The organism is Microbispora sp. H13382, from assembly GCF_014161445.1.
Classification (GTDB): domain Bacteria; phylum Actinomycetota; class Actinomycetes; order Streptosporangiales; family Streptosporangiaceae; genus Microbispora.
Genome location: NZ_JABBXA010000002.1, coordinates 735,663 through 753,929 on the forward strand (window position 1 = coordinate 735,663; position 18,267 = coordinate 753,929).

Genomic DNA, 18,267 nt, shown 5'->3' on the forward strand with positions numbered 1-18,267 from the left:
ACCGTGGGCGGCGCCGGAGGCGCTGCCTGTGGACGGACAGCGTGGGCGGCGGCCGTGACGCGCAGGCTCTGTGGGTGCGCGCGTGCGGGTGTCTGGGGTGTGCGGCGGACAAAGCAGACGGCGTCCCTGGTGTGGGACGCCGCCGCCAGTACGTGTCACCGGGTTACCAAGCGTGCACCTGAATTTGTCGGAGCGGGTCAAGCCCGTCTCGACACGCCTCCCGCGGCTGGTCGCGCGTGGGTACCCGATGCCGTACGCGGACCCGCAGGTCCGTAATCCCTTTTTACGTCCGTTCCCCCGGGATGGAAACCCCCGGTTCCAAGAGCTTTAACGAGTCACCTGCGTCATTCCTGTACTTCTGTCCCCATTGATGCTGTATGTCGGCATGAAGGATGCGGTGGGTGACTCCCCGTGGCAGTCGTCTTCACCCGTTGCGACCGCGCCTGTCGACATGTCAGACTGACTTTTGGAAAAAGTTTTACTCAGATTGGGCGGGGTTCTCGACGTCCCTCTCGTGATCAGGCAGCATACGGTGTGTCTCTGATTCGGAACGGCGAGCGTCCCCGGGGGTATCTGACCCTTGCCATGCCCTGGTCTCTTGTTTAAAGCTTTCTTGTAATACGGGACCGGCTCTACCCCCCCAGAGCCGGACCGCTACGGCGACCCCCGCTATCCCCCCCGGCGGGGGTCGCCCCTTTTTCCTGATCTTCACGGCGGGCTTTGACGATCAGAGCGAGCCGCTCGGTCTTGTCCACAGGCGGGGTTCCGTCCACAGAATGTGGTTCGCCGCCCCGGGCCGGTGGCGGTCGCTCGCATTGTGGTCCTCCCGAACGCCGAGTCGTCCCGGACGACAGGGAGACACCGATGCCACGCCCACTGGCCATAACCGACGACCAGGAACTCCTCGACGATCTGCTCCGCATCGCCGCCGCCGCGGGCGTCGAACTCGACGTGGCCCACGCGGCCGCCCACGCCCGGCCGTACTGGACACGGGCGCCGCTGGTCGTGGTCGGCAGCGACCTGGCGGACGAGCTCGCCGCCACGGGTCCGCCGGCCCGGCGGAACGTGGTCGTCGTGACGCGGACGGCCGACGACCCCGACATGTGGCGCAGGTGCGTCGCCGTCGGGGCGCACACCGTACTGGAGTTGCCCGAGGCCGAGCGGCTTCTCGTGGAGGAGTTCGGCGACGCGGCCGAACCCGCCACCAGGGCGGGCACGGTCCTGTGCGTCGCCGCGGGGAAAGGAGGCGCCGGTGCCAGCGTCCTCGCGGCGTCCCTGGCGCTGACGGCGTCCCGCGCCGGGCTGCGAACGCTCCTCGTCGACGCCGATCCGCTCGGCGGAGGCATCGACGTGCTGCTCGGCCAGGAGGAGGCCCTGGGTGCCCGCTGGCCCGACGTCGTCGGAAGGGAGGGCAGGGTGAGCTTCGCCGCCCTGCAGGAGGCGCTGCCCACCTTCGGCGAACTGACCGTGCTGTCGGCGCATCGCGGCGAGCCGGTGCGGATACCCCGGGAGGCGATGCGCGTCGTGCTCGACGCCGCACGGCGCGGCTGCGACCTGGTCGTGGTCGACCTGCCGAGGCATGTCGGCGAAGGCGAGGCGGAGGCCCTCGCCAGGGCCGCCGCGACGATCGTCGTCGTTCCCGCAGACCTGCGGGGAGCGCTCGCGGCGGCCCAGACGGTGACGCTGCTCCGGCCGGGGACCGGCGACCTGCGCCTGGTGATGCGCGCGGGAACGCTCGATCCGGAGGTCGTCGCGGCCTCTTTGTCGGTCCCGTGCGCGGGCGTGCTCCCGGAGGTGCGCGGCCTCGTGGAGACGCTGGACCGGGGAGATCCGCCGCCGCTGCGCCGCTCCCCGCTGGGCCGCTTCTGCGGGGAACTGCTCGAGGCCCTGCTGGGCGGCTTCTCGACCGGCCTGACGGGCCGGCCATCCATGAGGGCGGACGGCTCATGACCCACGGAGGCCCGGTGACCGTTTCCGGCGTCGGCGCGGACCTGGTCGAGGCGGTCCGGGTACGGCTGTCGCAGACCGGCACCGCTCCCACCGCGGCTCAGGTGGCGGCGGCCCTGCGCGCGGAGCGTGCCGTGCTCGGCGACGCCGAGATCCTGGCCGTCGCACGCACGCTGCGCGCCCATCTCATCGGCGCGGGCCCTCTCGAGACCCTGCTGGCCGAGCCGGGCGTCACGGACGTCCTGGTCAACGGGCCGCGCGAGGTGTGGGTGGACGACGGGGACGGTCTGCGCAGGACGAACGTGACATTCCCGGGTGACGACGAGGTCCGCAGGCTCGCCCAGCGTCTGGCCGCGTCGGCCGGACGTCGCCTCGACGACGCCTGCCCCTATGTGGACGCCCGGCTCGCCGGCGGCGTGCGCCTGCATGCGGTGCTCCCGCCCATCGCCGCGGAGGGGACCTGCCTGTCCCTGCGGCTGCCCTCGCGCCGGGCGTTCACGGTGGAGGAGCTCGCCGCGGGGGACGGAGCCGCCGTGCTCCGCGCGATCATGGCGGCACGGCTGGCGTTCCTGGTCACCGGAGGAACCGGCACCGGCAAGACGACCATGTTGAGCGCCATGCTCTCCCTCGCGGGCCCGGCGGAGCGCCTGCTGCTGGTCGAGGACTCCGCCGAGCTGCACCCCCCGCACCCTCACGTCGTACGGCTCGAGGCCCGGCCGCCGAACCTGGAGGGCGCGGGCGGGGTCGGGCTGCGTGATCTCGTACGGCAGGCCCTTCGGATGCGGCCCGACCGCCTGGTGGTGGGCGAAGTGCGGGGAGCGGAGGTCGTCGACCTCCTGGCCGCGCTCAACACGGGCCACGAGGGGGGCTGCGGGACGCTGCACGCCAACAACGCCGCCGATGTGCCCGCGCGGCTGGAGGCCCTGGCCTGCGCCGCGGGCCTGTCACGGGAGGCGGTGCACAGCCAGATCGCCGCCGCGCTCGACCTCGTCATCCACCTCGTGCGGGAGGCCGGCGGTGGACGTCGTCGCGTGGCGGAGATCTGCGTGCTCGAACGCGGCCCGTCCGGTCTGGTGACGGCGCTTCCGGCCCTGACCTTCGACCCGCACGGCCGGGCGAGGCGGGGCCCGTCCTTCGACGTGCTGCGGGAACGGTGCGCGGGGTCGTGGCCCTCATGACGCCGCCGGGCGGGCATGTCATGGGGCTGGTCGCGGTGCTCGCCGCCGCCCTCGCCGCCTGGGTGTGGGCCGGGCCGGATTCCGGGACGACACGGCTCGCATCGCTCACCGGAACGAGGCGCGCAAGGGACCTGCGCAGGTTCTTGGCGGCGCTCACCCGCCGTCCACGACCCGGGGCGACAGCGGCGGCCTGGCGCGCGGCGTCCATCGAGCTGTGCCAGATCCTGGCCGCCGAGCTGTCGGCGGGCAGGCCTCCCGGCGACGCCCTCGTGCGGGCGGTCTCCTCGGTCAGCCTGCCGGACCCCGCCGCGCTCGCCCCGGTGGTCGCCGCCGCCCGGGACGGCGGCGACGTCGCCGCGGCCCTGTCGAACGCCGCACCCGCCCGTGGTGGTGAGGGCCTGGTCCGGCTGGCCGCGTGCTGGCGCGTGAGCGTAGCCGTGGGCGGCGGCCTGACCACGCTGGTGGAGCGGGTGTGCGTGTCCCTGCGGGAGGCGCAGGCCCACCGGGAGGAGGTGGCCGCACAGCTTTCCGGACCTCGGGCGACCGCCCGGATGCTCGCGGGCCTGCCCGTGCTCGGCCTGCTGATGGCCGCCGGACTCGGCATGAATCCGCTGGCGTTCCTGCTCGGCGGCCCGGCGGGGTTCGCCTGCCTGGTCGTCGGGCTCGCCCTCGACGCCGCCGGCGTCTGCTGGACACACAGGCTCGTCGCCCGGGCGGAGGAGCTGCCGGGATCCGCCACCCGATGAGCACGCCGGGAAGGGGTGCGAGACATGATCGCCGTGCTGGCCGGGGTCCTGACCACGCTGGCGGTGCTGACATGGCCGGCCGCCCGTTCGCCGGCCGCGCGCCTGAACGCCATCGCGTCGTCGGTGCCGTCCCCGCAAGCGCCGTCGCAGGGACCGCCGGGCCACACGCCGGTGGGTGCGAGCGCGTCGCGTCGGGGAGCGGCCATCGCGGCACCCGTGGGACTCGCGGTCCTCCTCCTTGTGGGAGGGCCGGTGGGAGCGCTTGCGGGGACGGCGACGGCCGTCGGCGTCTTCGTCGCCGTGCGCAGGCGGGAGCCCGCCGAAGTCAGGCGTCGCCGCGAACGTATCGGGGCCGACCTTCCGTTCGCCGTCGACCTGATCGTCGCCTGTCTGCGGGCCGGGCAGCCGATGAGCGGGGCCGTCGAAACGACCGCGGTCGCCATCGCGGGCCCTGTCGGCGACCGCCTCTCGTGGGCCGGTGCTCAGATGCGTTTGGGTGCTCCTCCGGAGGAGGCCTGGGCCGCCCTGGCCGACGAGCCCGCGCTCGCCGCCCTGGCCAGAACGATGGTCCGGGCCGCTCAGAGCGGTGCGCCCGTGGCCGACGTCCTCACGCGACTCGCCGATGACGCCCGGCGTACGGCTCGGGCGACTGCCTCGGCCGCGGCGCGAAGGGTGGGCGTGCATGCCGTCGCACCGCTTGGGCTCTGCTTCCTGCCTGCCTTCGTCTTCCTTGGGATCATTCCCATGGTCGCAGGACTGGCGGGCCAGATCCTCCTGCCGTGAACAACCTGTGGACAGTGTCATCCACACCTGTGGACAGCAGGCAGGATGAATGACCTGCAAGCTCCCATATCGCAGGTCGATGATCCACAGACGGGAGCGAGGTGGCTGTGGACAACCTCGTCGGCAGGACTCTCGTCCACAGAACCGCGCTCGGCTCGATTCCTGCCGTCCGCAATCCCGCAACCTGGCCCCAGCGCGGGCGGACGGGCCGCCCCGAGCGGGTCAGGAGGACCGATGAGCAAGCACGCCGCGACCGGCCGGAGGAAGCAGACGGGCACCCAGGCGGGCACCCAGGCGGGCACCCAGGCGGGCACCTCGACGGGCACCGTCCTCCAGCGGCGCGCCGGAGGCGCCGGAGGCCGGCACAGGGCACGTCCGGCGCGATGGGCGGCGCTCGCGCGTGCCGTGCGGAGGGCGCTGTCCAGCCGCTCAGGACGCGTGTCCGTGTTCGCCCGCTCCTGCCGGTGGGCAGGGTCAGGCGGCTCGCAGGGCCGGAGGTCGTCGATGCGGTTGATCCGCGGTGCCGTGCGGATGGCGTCCGTCGTGCAGATGGTCTGCCACGGTCCGCGGCGATCGTGTGCCGCGCTGCGGCGTTCCGCCGCCCGCATCTCGTGCCGTGCCCAGGAGCTGAGCATCCAGTGGACGGTGCGCGCGGGGACGAGGGCCGAGGCGGGCATGTCCACCGCGGAGTACGCCGTCGGCACGATCGCCGCCTGCGGGTTCGCCGCGCTGCTCTGGAAGGTGGTCACGAGCGCCGAGGTCAGGTCGATGCTCGCCGCGCTCATTCAGAAGGCCCTGAAATTGGCCGCCTGAGGCCACCGATGGTGCGCCGATGTGCCCGGGTGCCGCGACGTCGCGTGATCGACCTGTGGCGCCCGCGAGACCGAGGGTCAGTGACCGCGGAGACCGCCGTCGCCCTTCCCGCCCTCGTGCTGGTGCTGACCGCCGCTCTGTGGGCGGTGACGATCACGGGCGCCCAGCTGCGATGCGTCGACGCGGCCCGGGCCGGCGCACGCGCGGCGGCACGGGGCGAGGCCGCCGAGGAGGTGAGGACGGTGGTCCTGCGGTTGGCTCCCGAGGGCGCCACAGTGTCCATTCGCACGGGAGCCGACACCACCCGGGTGGAGGTTGTCGTCACCGTCAGCCCGCCGTTCAGGTCGCCGCTCCCGCCGGTTCGCCTCCGGGTCGCGGCCGTCTCCGCCACCGAACCCGGCGTCCTTGCGCCGCTCTCATCGGCCGCGCAGCCGGCCCGGTCTCCGAGTCACACAGGAGACCTCGTCGCTCCGAAACCGGCCGACCACGAATGAGGGACGCGCATCGGTCGGTCCCTGGGCCGGCGGGAGCGTGTGGGTGCGGGCGGCCTTGGGCCGTAGGAGCAGGGATGGCGGATCACTCCGGACAGCGAGGACGCGTGGATGACGCATTCGTCGCGGACATGGGGGCATGCGAATGAGGAGATTTGGGACCTTCGAGAACGGTGCGCGCTGCCTACGGGAGCGCGGCTCGGCGACCATCTGGACAATTGCGCTCATGACCGCCGTCTGGGCGGTGACGATGGTCGTCGTGCAGGTGGGCGTGGCCCGTGTAGCGCGGCACCGGGCGCAGAGCGCAGCCGATCTCGGCGCGCTCGGGGCCGCCCGCGTGGCACTGGCGACGCCGGACGAGGCGTGTGATCGGGCGGAGGCGATCGCGGCTGTCAACGGTGCGTCGTTGCGGTCGTGCTCGCTGTCGGACGGCGTCGCCGAGGTCACGGTGACGGTGCGATTCGCGGTCCCCCTCCTCGGTCCCGCGACGGCCGCCGCTTCCGCCAAGGCCGGTCCGGCCGGTGCGGTGGCATGAGGTGCGGTGGCATGAGGGGGCGATCGCACGACGAACAGTCGCCGGTGCACCAGCCTGCGGGCGCCCCGCCGGCGCATGAGCCCGCGGGCGCCCCGCCGGCGCATGAGCTCGTGGGCGCCCGGCTGGTGCACGAGCTCGTGGAAGCCGACCTCGTTCCGGCCTGGCTCGCGGACCGGCCGGCGTCCATGCGGATGGGCGTGGCCGCGAACCTGCCGGGGCTGCGCGCGGTGGCCGTGCCGACTTGTGGGGCGGGTTGGGTGCCGCAGACGGTGCAGACCATCGGTTCCCGAATCCGCGAGGATTTCTGCCTCACGGCGGCCGTCGTCGAAGCCGCTGTCCCGCCGCTGACACCCGTGGAGCGGTGGTGAGGCGCTACCAGCAGGAAAGGCATTTTGGAGCTTCCGTAATGTCGCACCACTTGTGTCGCAATAGAATCACGACTTCTTAGACATACGGTCCAAGAGTGGACGGTTGGCATAAAGTGCCGCGTACTTCTCAGTCGCCCTGCGCATCGGCACAGGCGGCCGGGGGCGGACGGTTCTCCACGAAGGGATGCGTCGTGACCAGGGTTCGCAGGCTGGGCACAACGGCGGTGATCGTTTCGACGGCTCTGGCATCCGCGCTGGTGGTCGGTGCCGCACCGGCGTACGCGGCCGACGCCGAGATCCTGTCGCCCGGAGACGGGGAGGTCCTCAAGTCGTCCCGGCCGGTGACCGTGTCCGCGAAGACGGACTGGTACCAGGTCAGCATGTCCCTGTACGTCGAGGGTCCGTCCGTGTCCCGGCAGAAGATCGCCTCCGGTGGCGCGAACCAGACGATCAGCGGATCCTTCGACCCCGGCGATGCCCCCAACGGCATGTTCACGGTCAGCCTGTTCGGTGAGGTCACGCACAAGACCTACGCCACTTCGACCTTCGTGCTCAGCCGTCCGCCGGAGGCGCCGTCCGGGGTCGAGGCACAGCTCAAAGGCCCCTCGACGCTACAGATCAGCTGGGCGAAGGGCGCCGAACCGGACCTGCGGTCCTACGAGATCACCTCGGTCAAGGCCGGCAAGTCCGGCTCCGTCTCCGCCGACTCCGCCTGCTCGGGTTCGACCTGTCAGGCGAGCCTCGCGCTCCCGGCCGGTCTGGGCGGGCGGAAGGTGGACGTCTCCGTCCGGGCGTTCCGATCGGACGGCCTCGGCGGCACGGTCGGATCTCAGCGCTCCTCGGCGCCTGAGGTGTCCGTTCCCGCCCCGAAGGCCCCCCCGAGCCCCTCGCCGACGCCGTCGAAGAAGCCGGACCAGTCGGCCGCCAAGCCGCCCGTCGCCACGACCCCGAAGGCGCACCGGCCCACGGCGGCGCCGAAGCCGGAACCGGCACTGCCCGAGGACACCACGCTGCCCGAGGACACGGAACTGCCGAAGGACACCGAGCTCACGCTGCCGGAGGCGAACGGCGGCAGCGACCAGACCGAGCCGGTGGTCGTCCCGGAGAAGACCGACGATCCGAAGATGACGGCCCAGTCATCCTTCCTGCCGCTCGGCGGGCTCAATTTCGGCGTGTACGTCGCGCTGGCCGTCGTCCTGCTGCTCACGGGCGCGAACCTGGGCGCCTGGCTGCGGCGCAAGGGCCTGACCGGGGACACCGCGGGCAACGGGCGGCCCGGAGATTCGGGGGCACATCCGATGACCGGAGAGACGAGCGCCTCGCCGGAGGCCGCCACGGTCGTCGGCGGCGCGGCCGCGCTCGGCGGCACCGCCGCGGCGAAGGCCCGGGGGACCACGGTCGTACGACGTCCCTCCGTCATCCTGGCCAGGCCCAAGGCCCGCGAGAATGCCCCGGAGACGGAGATCGACACCGGGGCGGGAGCGGGCGACGTCGCCTCGACGACGGCGAGCACGACGGCGAGCACGACCGCGAGCACGGGCACGGACGCGGGCCAGGAGGCCACGCTGTCCGATCAGGAGCCGGCCCACCCTCTCGCCCGGCCGGACCAGCAGGAGCCGCTGCCGGCTACCACCGAGGTCATGGCCGGTGAACCGGCCGCGGCCGAGGCGACTTCGGCCACTCCCACAGCCGAGGACCAGACCTCCGGCCCCTCGGCCGACGGCGCCCACTCCGCCGCAGCGGGTGTGGTCTTCCCCGGACCGCTGTCCGGGGACCTTCCGGCATCGGCCGTCCTCGCCGAAGGCGAACCGCCCGTGCGGTCCGCGCTGGGCCGGCTGGCATCGCTTCCTCCGTTGACGGCCTCGCTGGGCGGTGCCGGTCAGGCGGCCTCCGCCCACGTGCCGCTGTCCTCGGCCGGACGGCCCGGCCAGATGCCGGTGGTCCCGGCGACGGCGGTGCCCGCGGGCGCGGCGGTCAGCGGCCAGATGCCGGAACGGCCTCTCCGCCAGCCCGAGCCGGACGTCTGGACGGAGGACGACGACAGCCTCTACTCGGGCCGCCATCGCGATCCCTGACGGTCGCCCAGTCCCTGTTCCCGCCTCTCCGGCCACGCCGGAAGCGGGAGCCGCCGCCGAGGCCTGACCTGACGCGCACCCCGGGCTCAGGCGCCCAGGAGGATGTCGAGGAGGCGGATCGCCCCGGCCTTGTCGAGGGGTTCGTTGCCGTTGCCGCACTTGGGCGACTGGATGCAGGACGGGCAGCCGCGCTCGCATTCGCACGAGGCGATCGCCTCCCGCGTCGCCGTGAGCCAGTCCGGCGCCCGGCTGTACCCGCGCTCGGCGAAGCCCGCGCCGCCGTCGTGGCCGTCGTAGACGAAGACCGTGAGCAGGCCCGTGTCGGGGTGGAGTTCGGTGGACACGCCCCCGATGTCCCAGCGGTCGCAGGTCGCGAACAGCGGCAGCAGGCCGATCGAGGCGTGTTCGGCCGCGTGGGCGGCCCCGCCGAGATCCACCGCGTCCCCCGGCTGCGCCAGGCAGGCGAGGGCGGGGGCGGGCAGGGTCCACCACACCGCGCGCGTGCACAGCGTGCGCGGCGGCAGGTCGAGCGGCTCCTCGCCGACGACCTCGCCGGTCTGGGTGCGCCGTTTGAGGTAAGAGACGACCTGGCGGGTGACCTCCACCGAGCCGAAGTGGAGGGTGCCGGGCCCGAAGGGCCGCGAACGCAGCGACTCCATCACCCGGATGTCGGTGACGTCCCGCGCGAAGGTCGCGTAGTCCGGTTCGGCGGCCGCGACCAGGGCGACCCCCGCGTCCAGATCGAGCACGTCGACCACGAACGTCTCGCTCTGGTGCAGGTAGACGGCTCCCGGATGGACCATGGTGTGCGCCGACGGCTCGTCGACCGTGCCCAGCAGGCGGCCGGTCGACGCCTCGACGACCTGGACGGGCGCGCCGCCCGATCCGCGGATGTCCGCCAGGTCGGCCGCGTGGTCGCGGCTCGTCCAGAACCACCCGGTGGGCCGCCTGCGCAGTAGTCCGCGGCTCACGAGGTCGTCGAGCGCGTCCCGCGCCGCCGGGCCGAAGATCTCCAGGTCGTCCTCGGTCAGCGGGATCTCCGCGGCGGCCGCGCACAGGTGGGGCGCCAGCACGTAGGGGTTGTCGGGATCGAGGACGATGGCCTCCACCGGCTGCCCGAACACGGCTTCCGGGTGATGGACGATGTAGGTGTCCAGCGGGTCGTCGCGGGCGATCAGCACGGCCAGCGCGTCCTGGCCCGCGCGGCCGGCCCGGCCCGCCTGCTGCCACAGTGAGGCGCGGGTGCCGGGCCACCCGGCGATGAGGACCGCGTCGAGCCCCGAGACGTCGACGCCGAGTTCGAGCGCGCTGGTGGTGGCCAGGCAGGTCAGCTCGCCCGACCGGAGGGCCTTTTCGAGCACCCGCCGGTCGTCGGCCAGGTAGCCGGCCCGGTAAGCCGCCACCCGATCCGCCAGCCGGTTTCTCTCACGACCGGTCCGGCCTCCCACGCCGGCCGCGGCCGCGTCCGCGCTTCCGGCGGCTTCCGCGGGAGACGGCCCGCGCGCTCCGTCGAGACCTCCGCCGAAAGGCTCACCGAGAGCTCCGCCGGACGGAACACCATGGGCGCCGCCGGAAGGTTCACCGAAACCTCCGCCGGAAAGTTCACCGGGACCTCCGCCGGAAGGCTCGCCGAGCGCCTCGCCGGACAGCTCACCGAGGGCTCCACTGGAGGTCTTTCCGAGGATCCCTCCGGCAGCCGCTCCGTGAGGCCCGTCGCCGTTCGGGCCGCTCATCTCGTCCGGCAGGTCCCCGGCGTCCTCGCCGTACGGCGCGGGCCCCGCGTCGAGGAGGGCCTCGACCTCCTCCAGCGTGCGGCGGGCGGTGAGGGCCACGGTCTCCGCGGCCCGGCGGGAGCGGACGAACGCGAGAGTGCGCACATCCTCGATCACGAGGTCCGCCAGAAGGTCGGCCGCCTCCGCCGTGGCGGTGCGGCGGACCGGGGCCCCGCTCTCCCCGCGTAAATCGGTCAGAGGCGGCTCCCACAGCGCGAAGGTGGTCGAACCCCTGGGAGAGGCGTCCGCGGTCACCTCGGCCATCTCAAGGCCGGTCAGGCGCATTCCCGCGGCTGCGGGGTCGCTGGCGGTGGCCGACGCCAGCAGGAACACGGGGGAGGAGCCGTACCTGGCGCAGACCCGGCGCAGCCGGCGCAGGATCTGGGCGACGTGGGAGCCGAAGACACCCCGGTAGCCGTGGCACTCGTCGACGACCACCAGCCGCAGCCGTCGCCAGAAGGACGACCACGACGAGTGGCGAGGCAGAATCGACCTGTGCAGCATGTCCGGGTTGGTCAGCACGTAGTTGGCGTTCTGGCGGATCCACCGGCGTTCCTCGTGCGGTGTGTCCCCGTCGTACGTCGCCGCGCGCACCTGCGTCAGCCGCAGCTTCCGCAGCGCTCTGAGCTGGTCGGCGGCGAGCGCCTTGGTCGGGGTGAGGTACAGCACCGTCCCGCCGGTGAAGATCTCCGCGACGGCCGGGACCAGGTAGGCCAGCGATTTTCCGGACGCGGTCCCTGTGGCAATGATCACGTTTTGGCCACGTTTAACCAGCTCGGCGGCCTCAAGCTGGTGTTCCCACAGGCCGGTGACCCCCTGCAGACGCAGTCGCGAGACCAGCAGCTCAGGGGCCCATTCCGGCCATCTCGCCGCACTCGCCTGACGTGCTGGAACATGCTCCACATGCGTCACGCGCCCCCGGCGTGCGGGAACCGCGAGCAGACGGGTGAGAAGGTCGCCTGTTCGGGCAGAGGACGAAGAAGTCGGAGTCACTGGTTTCCAGTTTGGCATCTGCGGGGAGAGTCGCCCGGAGTCGTGATTTCGTATAGACACGGAGTCGTAGCGTGGTTGAATGCCGCGCATCGGGTCGTGCCTCTGGACTACCAGGATGCATGACCTGTATCGAGACCTACGCAAGTAAGGCGCTGGAGGATCTGTGGATCTGAAGTTGGACCACCATTCCGAGGACAATCTCACCATCGTCGATGTCGAGGGTGAGATCGACGTCTACACCGCGCCCAGACTGCGTGAGCTGCTGATCGACCTGGTCAACAAGGGCAACTTCCACCTGCTCGTGAACATGGAGAAGGTGGACTTCCTCGACTCGACGGGCCTTGGCGTGCTGGTCGGCGGCCTCAAGCGGGTGCGGGCGCACGACGGCTCCCTGGAGCTCGTCTGCACGCAGGAGCGCATTCTGAAGATCTTCCGGATCACCGGCTTGACGAAGGTCTTCGGGATCTACGCCTCCGTCGAGGAGGCCAAGGAAGCCCACGGCCGGGACAAGTGACGGCCGGGGATTCAGCAACATGGCCACCGTCGAGCTGACGTTCAGCGCTCTGCCCGCCCACGTGCGCACTGCCCGGCTGGTCGCCACGGCCATCGCCCGGCGTACGGGAGTGGCGGAGGCGATCTTGGACGAGGTGCGGCTCGCCGTCGGAGAGGCGTGCTCGCGGGCTGTGGAGGCACACCGCCTCCACTGCCCGGGGGAGCCGGTACGCATCGAGTTACGCGATGACGCGGGGCGTTTCGAGGTGACGGTCACCGACGCCGCCCCGAGCGAGGATGTGACGCCCCAGGTGCTGGAGGCGAGCGGCAGCCTCATGCCCGAGATCGACAATCTGGGCATCGCGGTCATCGCGGGGCTGGCCGACGACGTCGAGGTGCTTCCCGGGCCGAAGGGCATGCGCATCCGCATGAGCTGGCCCGCGTCGTCCAACGGCGTCGCCGCCCTCTGACCGCCGGGACCTCCGGCGGACCTCCGGGGCCCCCGCGGGCCTTCGGAGACCTCGAAGACCTTCGAACAGATCGAGTGTCGCCCCCGGCGTGACACTCGATCTTTTGCTATGTCCATCCGCATATCGGATGACCGAAACCTGCTATCGGGGAGTACCGTAACTCGGGCGACCCCTGTCGCCGCACTCCTGACTCCGCTGGTCAAAGCACCTTGATAGCGGTGCAAATGTTCGTCCATTACCGGGCGCCGCCTCGATTGCGGGGCACGAGGGCCTTCATATCCGCGGCATCGCTGCGTAGACTCCCGGCACCGGCCAAGGTATTGCGGATGCAACCGGAAGCGGCACTTGCCAACCGCCCGGAAGTGCGCCGCACGGCCAGTGGGTTCGTTCAGCGCCGCCCGGGCAGGAGGACCGAAACCCGTCTGGCCGAGGAGGACGGATGTCTGCCTATTACGCCGCTGCCGCTGACGAAGGCGCAGCGGTAGCTCTGAACGGTTCCCATCTCACCCTTGTCATAGTCGTCGCCGTCGTGGCGCTGCTCGCTCTGGCCGTCGCGGGCGGACTGGTGCGGGAGGTGCTCGCCGCGGGGCAGGGCACCGAGCGAATGCAGAACATCGCGAGGGCCGTGCAACAGGGCGCCGCCGCCTATCTCGCGCGGCAGTTCCGGACGCTCGCGATATTCGTCGTCATCATTCCGTTCCTGCTGCTGCTTCTTCCGGCCGGCTCGACCGGCGAGAGAATCGGCAGGTCGGTCTTCTTCGTCGTCGGGGCGGTGTTCTCCGCGCTGACGGGTTTCATCGGCATGTGGCTCGCCGTACGCGGGAACGTCCGCGTCGCGTCCGCCGCCCGTGAGTCGGGCGAGAAGACCGCGATGCGCATCGCGTTCCGCACGGGCGGCGTCGCCGGCATGTTCACAGTCGGCCTCGGCCTGCTGGGCGCCGCGATCGTCGTGCTCGTCTACAAGGGCGACGCGCCGAACGTCCTCGAGGGGTTCGGCTTCGGCGCGGCGCTGCTCGCGATGTTCATGCGTGTCGGCGGCGGCATCTTCACCAAGGCCGCCGACGTCGGCGCCGACCTGGTGGGCAAGGTCGAGCAGGGCATTCCCGAGGACGACCCGCGCAACGCCGCCACCATCGCCGACAACGTGGGCGACAACGTGGGCGACTGCGCCGGCATGGCGGCCGACCTGTTCGAGTCGTACGCCGTCACCCTGGTCGCGAGCCTGATCCTGGGCAAGGCCGCCTTCGGCACCGAGGGCCTGGTCTTCCCGCTGATCGTCCCGATGATCGGTGTGATCACCGCGGTCATCGGCATCTTCACCACCGCGCCTCGCGGGCGGGACCGTTCCGGCATGGCCGCCATCAACCGCGGCTTCTTCATCTCCGCCGCCATCTCCGCCGTGCTGGTGGCCGTCGCGGCGTTCGCGTACCTCCCGTCGAGCTTCGCCCAGCTGTCCGGCGCGTCCGCGGACGTCGCCGCGCTGACCGCCGACCCGCGCCTGATCGCCATCGGCGCGGTGCTCGTCGGACTGGTCCTGGCCAGCGCCATCCAGATTCTCACCGGCTATTTCACCGAGACCAACCGGCGCCCGGTCCGGGAGATCGGCGAGAGTTCGCTCACCGGTCCCGCCACCGTCATCCTGTCCGGCATCTCGGTCGGCCTGGAGTCCGCGGTCTACTCGGCGCTGCTGATCGGCGGCGCGGTCTACGGCGCCTTCCTGCTCGGCTTCGGCAACGTGACCGTGGCGCTGTTCGCCGTGGCCCTCGCCGGCACCGGCCTGCTGACCACGGTCGGCGTGATCGTGTCGATGGACACCTTCGGCCCGGTCTCCGACAACGCCCAGGGCATCGCCGAGATGTCGGGCGACGTCGAGGGCGAGGGTGCCCGCGTGCTCACCTCCCTGGACGCGGTCGGCAACACCACCAAGGCCATCACCAAGGGCATCGCGATCGCGACCGCCGTGCTCGCGGCGACCGCGCTGTTCGGCTCGTTCCGCACCGCGGTCGAGAGCGAGCTAGCCAAGGCCTCACAGGGCGTGAAGGACGCCCTCGGGTCGTTCGCGAACTTCAGCCTGTCGGTGGACGCCCCGAACGCGCTGGTCGGCCTCATCATCGGCGCGGCCGTGGTGTTCCTCTTCTCCGGCCTCGCGATCAGCGCGGTCGGCCGCGCGGCGGGCCGGGTCGTGTACGAGGTGCGCGAGCAGTTCCGCACCAAGCCGGGGATCATGGACGGCAGCGAGGTGCCGGACTACGGCCGCGTGGTCGACATCTGCACCCGCGACTCGCTGCGCGAGCTCGCGACCCCCGGCCTGCTCGCCGTGCTGACCCCGATCGCGGTCGGCTTCGCGCTCGGATACGCGCCGCTCGGCGCCTACCTGGCCGGCGCCATCGCGGCGGGAACGCTGATGGCGGTGTTCCTCGCCAACTCCGGTGGCGCCTGGGACAACGCCAAGAAGCTCGTCGAGGACGGCCACCACGGCGGCAAGGGGTCGGACGCGCACGCCGCCACCGTGATCGGCGACACCGTCGGCGACCCGTTCAAGGACACCGCCGGCCCGGCCATCAACCCGCTGATCAAGGTGATGAACCTGGTCGCGCTGCTGATCGCCCCGGCCGTCGTCGCGTACGCCGACAACGTCGCGGTCCGCGTCACCGCGACGGTCGTCGCCGTGGCGGTCGTCGTCGGCGCCGTGGTCGTCTCCAAGCGCCGCGCCTCGGGCATCGCCCCGACCGGCGAGGCCGACCAGGCCTCCCGCGCCACGGAGCCCGTCGCCCACTGACGCGGCACCCACGCGGCCCGAAGGTCCCCTGCTCCTGGAGCGGGGGACCTTCTCCATACACTGAGCACTTATGGACAAGCCGAACGGGGGCAGGACGCTGGCGCTGATCCTGCTGACCATGACGGCGATGATCGCCGTGATCGTGGGCCTCGCCATCTGGGCCATGCCATGAGCGTCCGGACGCTCGTCGTGGTCAGGCACGCCGCGGCCGGCCACGCGCCCGGGCTTCCGGACAGCGAACGTCCGCTGACCTCCGGCGGCGAGCGGGACGCCCGGGCGATCGGGGAGGAGATCAGGCGGCTCGGCCCTGTGCTCTCCCCCGGGCTCGTCCTGTGCTCGCCCTCGGTGCGTACCCGCAGGACCGCGGAGTTGCTCGGCCTCGACGTCCCCGTCGAGATCGAACGCGACATCTACGAGGCGTACCCGGACGACCTGCTCGGCGTGCTGCGCCGTACGGACGGCGAGACCGCGTCGGTCGTGCTCGTCGGCCACAACCCGGGCGTGTACGAGCTCGTCGCCGCCCTGACGGACGTCAGGCTCGACGGCTTCCCGCCCGGCGCGTACGCGGTGATCGAGCTGGATGTGTCGTGGGAGGACGCCGCTCCCGGCACCGGACGCCTGGTGCGGACGAGCCGCCCCTGATAGCGCCCGGGGAATCCGGGTAGGAAGAACCGCCTGCCGCTCAGGAACGTCGTGCTCGCCAGGGCGCCGAGGCTGGAGGATCCGCGCCTCGCGCTCGGCTTCGGCCTGACCGGGGCCGCCTGCCTGGCGATCCCGCTGCTCACGGGCCTGCTCACCGGTCACCCGGCGGGCGGCGCGACCGTCGGTCTCGGCGCGTGGCTGGTCGCGGGGCGGGCCATCGGGAACCCCGCGGGCGTGCGCACGCCGTACCTGCTCGGGGTCGTGCTGTCGGTCGGCGTGGGGACGTCGCTGGGGGTCCTGCTGGCGGGCAGCGGCTGGCTCATGGTCGTCGTCGCCTCGGCCCTGGCCGGGCTGGGCGGCCTGGTGCGCCCGATCGGCGTCACCCCGGCACTCACACTGCTGCTGACCGCGGCCAACCCGCTGCCGCTCGACCCCGCGCCGCACACGGGCCTGCAACTGCTCGGCGGGCTGCTGGCGGCCGTGCTGCTCACCCTGCCCTGGCCGTGGCGGCGCACCCGCCCGATCGTCACGATGCTGGGCGAGGCGGCCGACACCCTGGCCGGGCTGGCCGAGGCGGTGGCCGACCCCGCGGTGGGTCAGGACGAGTGGGACGGGCGCCGCAGGACGGCCTCCGACGCGATCGCCGAGATCCGTACGGCCCGCGCCCGCCGCCTGCGGTGGGAGCGGTCGCGGGCGGCCGAGGACGTCGCGTTCGCGCTGCGCCGGGTGTTCCACGAGATCATCGCGCTGCGCGGGCTGTGCGGCACGCTGGCGCGGCGGGCGCCCGGGGCGGCGGACGAGGTGGGACTCGGCGACCTCGTGGACTCGCTGTCCGCGTCGCTGCGGGCCTACCTGGCGGAGTGCCCGCCCGAGCAGGTGCCGGTCGTGGACTTCGGCGACCGGGTGGACCGGCTGCGCGAGCGGGGCACGTGCGGCAAGCGCGAGATGGTCGTGCTCGTCCTTCTGCGGCAGATCGCGCACAGCGCCGGACGGATCCAGACGGCGCTCGACGGATCCGCCGAGGCGGCCCGCCGCCTGTGCGCGCCCGGCCTCGCCCCCGCTCTCGACATGGCCACCCTGGCGGTTCCCCCGCCGCTCGCCTTCGACGACCCGCGCGTGCGGCACGCCCTGCGGGTCCTGCTCGGCACCGCCTTCGCCTCGATCGTCATCGTGCTGTTCAAGCCCGCGTTCCCGCACTGGCTGGTGATCGCGGTGCTGGTCACCATCCAGCCGACGTACGGGGAGACGCGGGCCAGGGTGTGGTGGCGGGTGGGCGGCAGCACGGCCGGCGGGCTGGTCTCCGCCGCGATCCTGCACGCCGCGCCCGGCCATTGGCCGCTGGTCGCGCTGATCGGGGTGTCGGCCGCGCTGGCGTTCGGCCTGGCCCCGACGCACCACGCGTACTGGGCGACGTTCATGACGATGTGCGTGCTGCTGCTGCTCGACTTCCAGGTGCCGCAGACCGAGAAGATCGCCGAGTCGCGGGTGGTGCTGACCGTCGTCGGCGGCGTCATCGCCATCGCGTGCACGCGGCTGCTGTGGCCGCGGGGGGAGACGGACCGGCTGGCCGAGCGGGTCGGCCGGATGCTCGACTCGCACGCGGTGGTCGCCCGGGCGCTCGCGCAGCTGGCGCGGGGGAGGGCGGACGCCGAGCGGGCCGAGGAACGGATCAGGAAGGCCGCGGTGGACGCCGAGATGGTCGCCGCGGCGCTCGACTACATCGCGAAGGAGCCCGGGGGCGCGGCCCCCGGCGCCGTCGACGAGGCCCTGGAGGCCGCCCAGCGGGTCCGCGACGACCTCCTGACGCTGATCTCGGTGTTCCGTGACGAGCCGACCGGCGCCGGGCCGGTCCCCGACGTCCTGGACGCCGTGGCCGGACACCTGCGGGCCGCCGCGGAGGCCGTGCGGGGGCGGGAGCCGTACGAGGAACCGGCGGCGGACGTGGGCCGGGGGCTCGCGGACGACGCCGCGTGGGTCGGCGCCCAGGCCGAGCGCCGGCTCACGGAACTCGAGACGGACGCGGCCGAGCCGGGCCCGCGGGCGGCCGCGAGCGAGCCGGGTTCGGGGCGGGCGCTGCTGCGCACCGCCGCGGTCGACCAGGCGCTGCGCTCGCTGGACGCCGACGCCGTACGGCTGTGCGCGGCGTCGGCCGGGGCGTTCGCGGCCCCGCCGTGACCAATCCC

General features: G+C 72.6%; 15 protein-coding genes. 14 read left to right on the forward strand and 1 reads right to left on the reverse strand.

The features are described from left to right. Positions 1-864 precede the first annotated feature (864 nt). The 9 genes from ssd (at position 865) to HHX41_RS07390 (ending at position 8,936) form a co-directional block, all read left to right on the forward strand. Entirely contained in the window at positions 865-1,950 is a 1,086-nt protein-coding gene (gene ssd, locus HHX41_RS07350) for a septum site-determining protein Ssd (RefSeq protein ID WP_169980839.1), read from the forward strand. Next, complete coding sequence (locus HHX41_RS07355) at positions 1,947-3,125, forward strand: TadA family conjugal transfer-associated ATPase (protein WP_182905294.1); 1,179 nt, start codon at positions 1,947-1,949, stop codon at positions 3,123-3,125. Before ssd ends, HHX41_RS07355 begins: the two co-directional genes overlap by 4 nt. Then, a complete protein-coding gene (locus HHX41_RS07360) occupies positions 3,122-3,871 on the forward strand; it encodes a type II secretion system F family protein (RefSeq protein ID WP_259400773.1) in 750 nt (249 codons plus the stop codon). Before HHX41_RS07355 ends, HHX41_RS07360 begins: the two co-directional genes overlap by 4 nt. A gap of 24 nt (positions 3,872-3,895) precedes the next feature. Continuing rightward, positions 3,896-4,654, forward strand: a complete 759-nt coding sequence (locus tag HHX41_RS07365; RefSeq protein ID WP_182905295.1) for a type II secretion system F family protein — start codon at positions 3,896-3,898, stop codon at positions 4,652-4,654. Between the two features lie 234 nt (positions 4,655-4,888). Further along, the gene (locus HHX41_RS40270; RefSeq protein WP_259400666.1) at positions 4,889-5,467 is read left to right on the forward strand and encodes a DUF4244 domain-containing protein; all 579 of its coding nucleotides are present in this window, start codon (positions 4,889-4,891) and stop codon (positions 5,465-5,467) included. A gap of 80 nt (positions 5,468-5,547) precedes the next feature. Then, positions 5,548-5,961, forward strand: a complete 414-nt coding sequence (locus HHX41_RS07375) for a TadE family type IV pilus minor pilin (RefSeq protein WP_310741817.1) — start codon at positions 5,548-5,550, stop codon at positions 5,959-5,961. Between the two features lie 142 nt (positions 5,962-6,103). Next, on the forward strand, positions 6,104-6,493 hold the full coding sequence (locus HHX41_RS07380) for an Rv3654c family TadE-like protein (protein ID WP_259400667.1): 390 nt from the start codon (positions 6,104-6,106) through the stop codon (positions 6,491-6,493). 11 nt (positions 6,494-6,504) lie between these two features. Beyond that, positions 6,505-6,861: a hypothetical protein gene (locus tag HHX41_RS07385; RefSeq protein ID WP_182905298.1), complete on the forward strand. Its 357-nt coding sequence runs from the start codon at positions 6,505-6,507 to the stop codon at positions 6,859-6,861. Between the two features lie 191 nt (positions 6,862-7,052). After that, positions 7,053-8,936 carry a hypothetical protein gene (locus HHX41_RS07390; RefSeq protein ID WP_182905299.1) on the forward strand — a complete coding sequence of 628 codons (1,884 nt, stop codon included), beginning with the start codon at positions 7,053-7,055 and terminating at the stop codon, positions 8,934-8,936. A gap of 86 nt (positions 8,937-9,022) precedes the next feature. Here the strand turns inward: HHX41_RS07390 and HHX41_RS07395 are convergent, their stop codons facing one another. Further along, positions 9,023-11,461, reverse strand: coding sequence for a DEAD/DEAH box helicase (locus tag HHX41_RS07395; RefSeq protein WP_310741818.1), 2,439 nt, complete (start codon positions 11,459-11,461; stop codon positions 9,023-9,025). A 403-nt stretch (positions 11,462-11,864) separates the two neighbouring features. Here HHX41_RS07395 and HHX41_RS07400 point away from each other — a divergent pair, with 403 nt between their 5' ends. The 5 genes from HHX41_RS07400 (at position 11,865) to HHX41_RS41625 (ending at position 18,259) form a co-directional block, all read left to right on the forward strand. After that, positions 11,865-12,215, forward strand: coding sequence for an STAS domain-containing protein (locus HHX41_RS07400; protein WP_030506779.1), 351 nt, complete (start codon positions 11,865-11,867; stop codon positions 12,213-12,215). 19 nt (positions 12,216-12,234) lie between these two features. Next, the gene (locus HHX41_RS07405) at positions 12,235-12,663 is read left to right on the forward strand and encodes an ATP-binding protein (RefSeq protein WP_169980855.1); all 429 of its coding nucleotides are present in this window, start codon (positions 12,235-12,237) and stop codon (positions 12,661-12,663) included. A 439-nt stretch (positions 12,664-13,102) separates the two neighbouring features. Further along, complete coding sequence (locus tag HHX41_RS07410) at positions 13,103-15,442, forward strand: sodium-translocating pyrophosphatase (protein ID WP_182905301.1); 2,340 nt, start codon at positions 13,103-13,105, stop codon at positions 15,440-15,442. Between the two features lie 168 nt (positions 15,443-15,610). After that, positions 15,611-16,084, forward strand: coding sequence for a histidine phosphatase family protein (locus HHX41_RS07415; RefSeq protein WP_169980859.1), 474 nt, complete (start codon positions 15,611-15,613; stop codon positions 16,082-16,084). Positions 16,085-16,135: 51 nt separating this feature from the next. After that, positions 16,136-18,259, forward strand: coding sequence for an FUSC family protein (locus HHX41_RS41625; protein ID WP_182905302.1), 2,124 nt, complete (start codon positions 16,136-16,138; stop codon positions 18,257-18,259). The last annotated feature ends 8 nt before the right edge of the window (positions 18,260-18,267 follow it).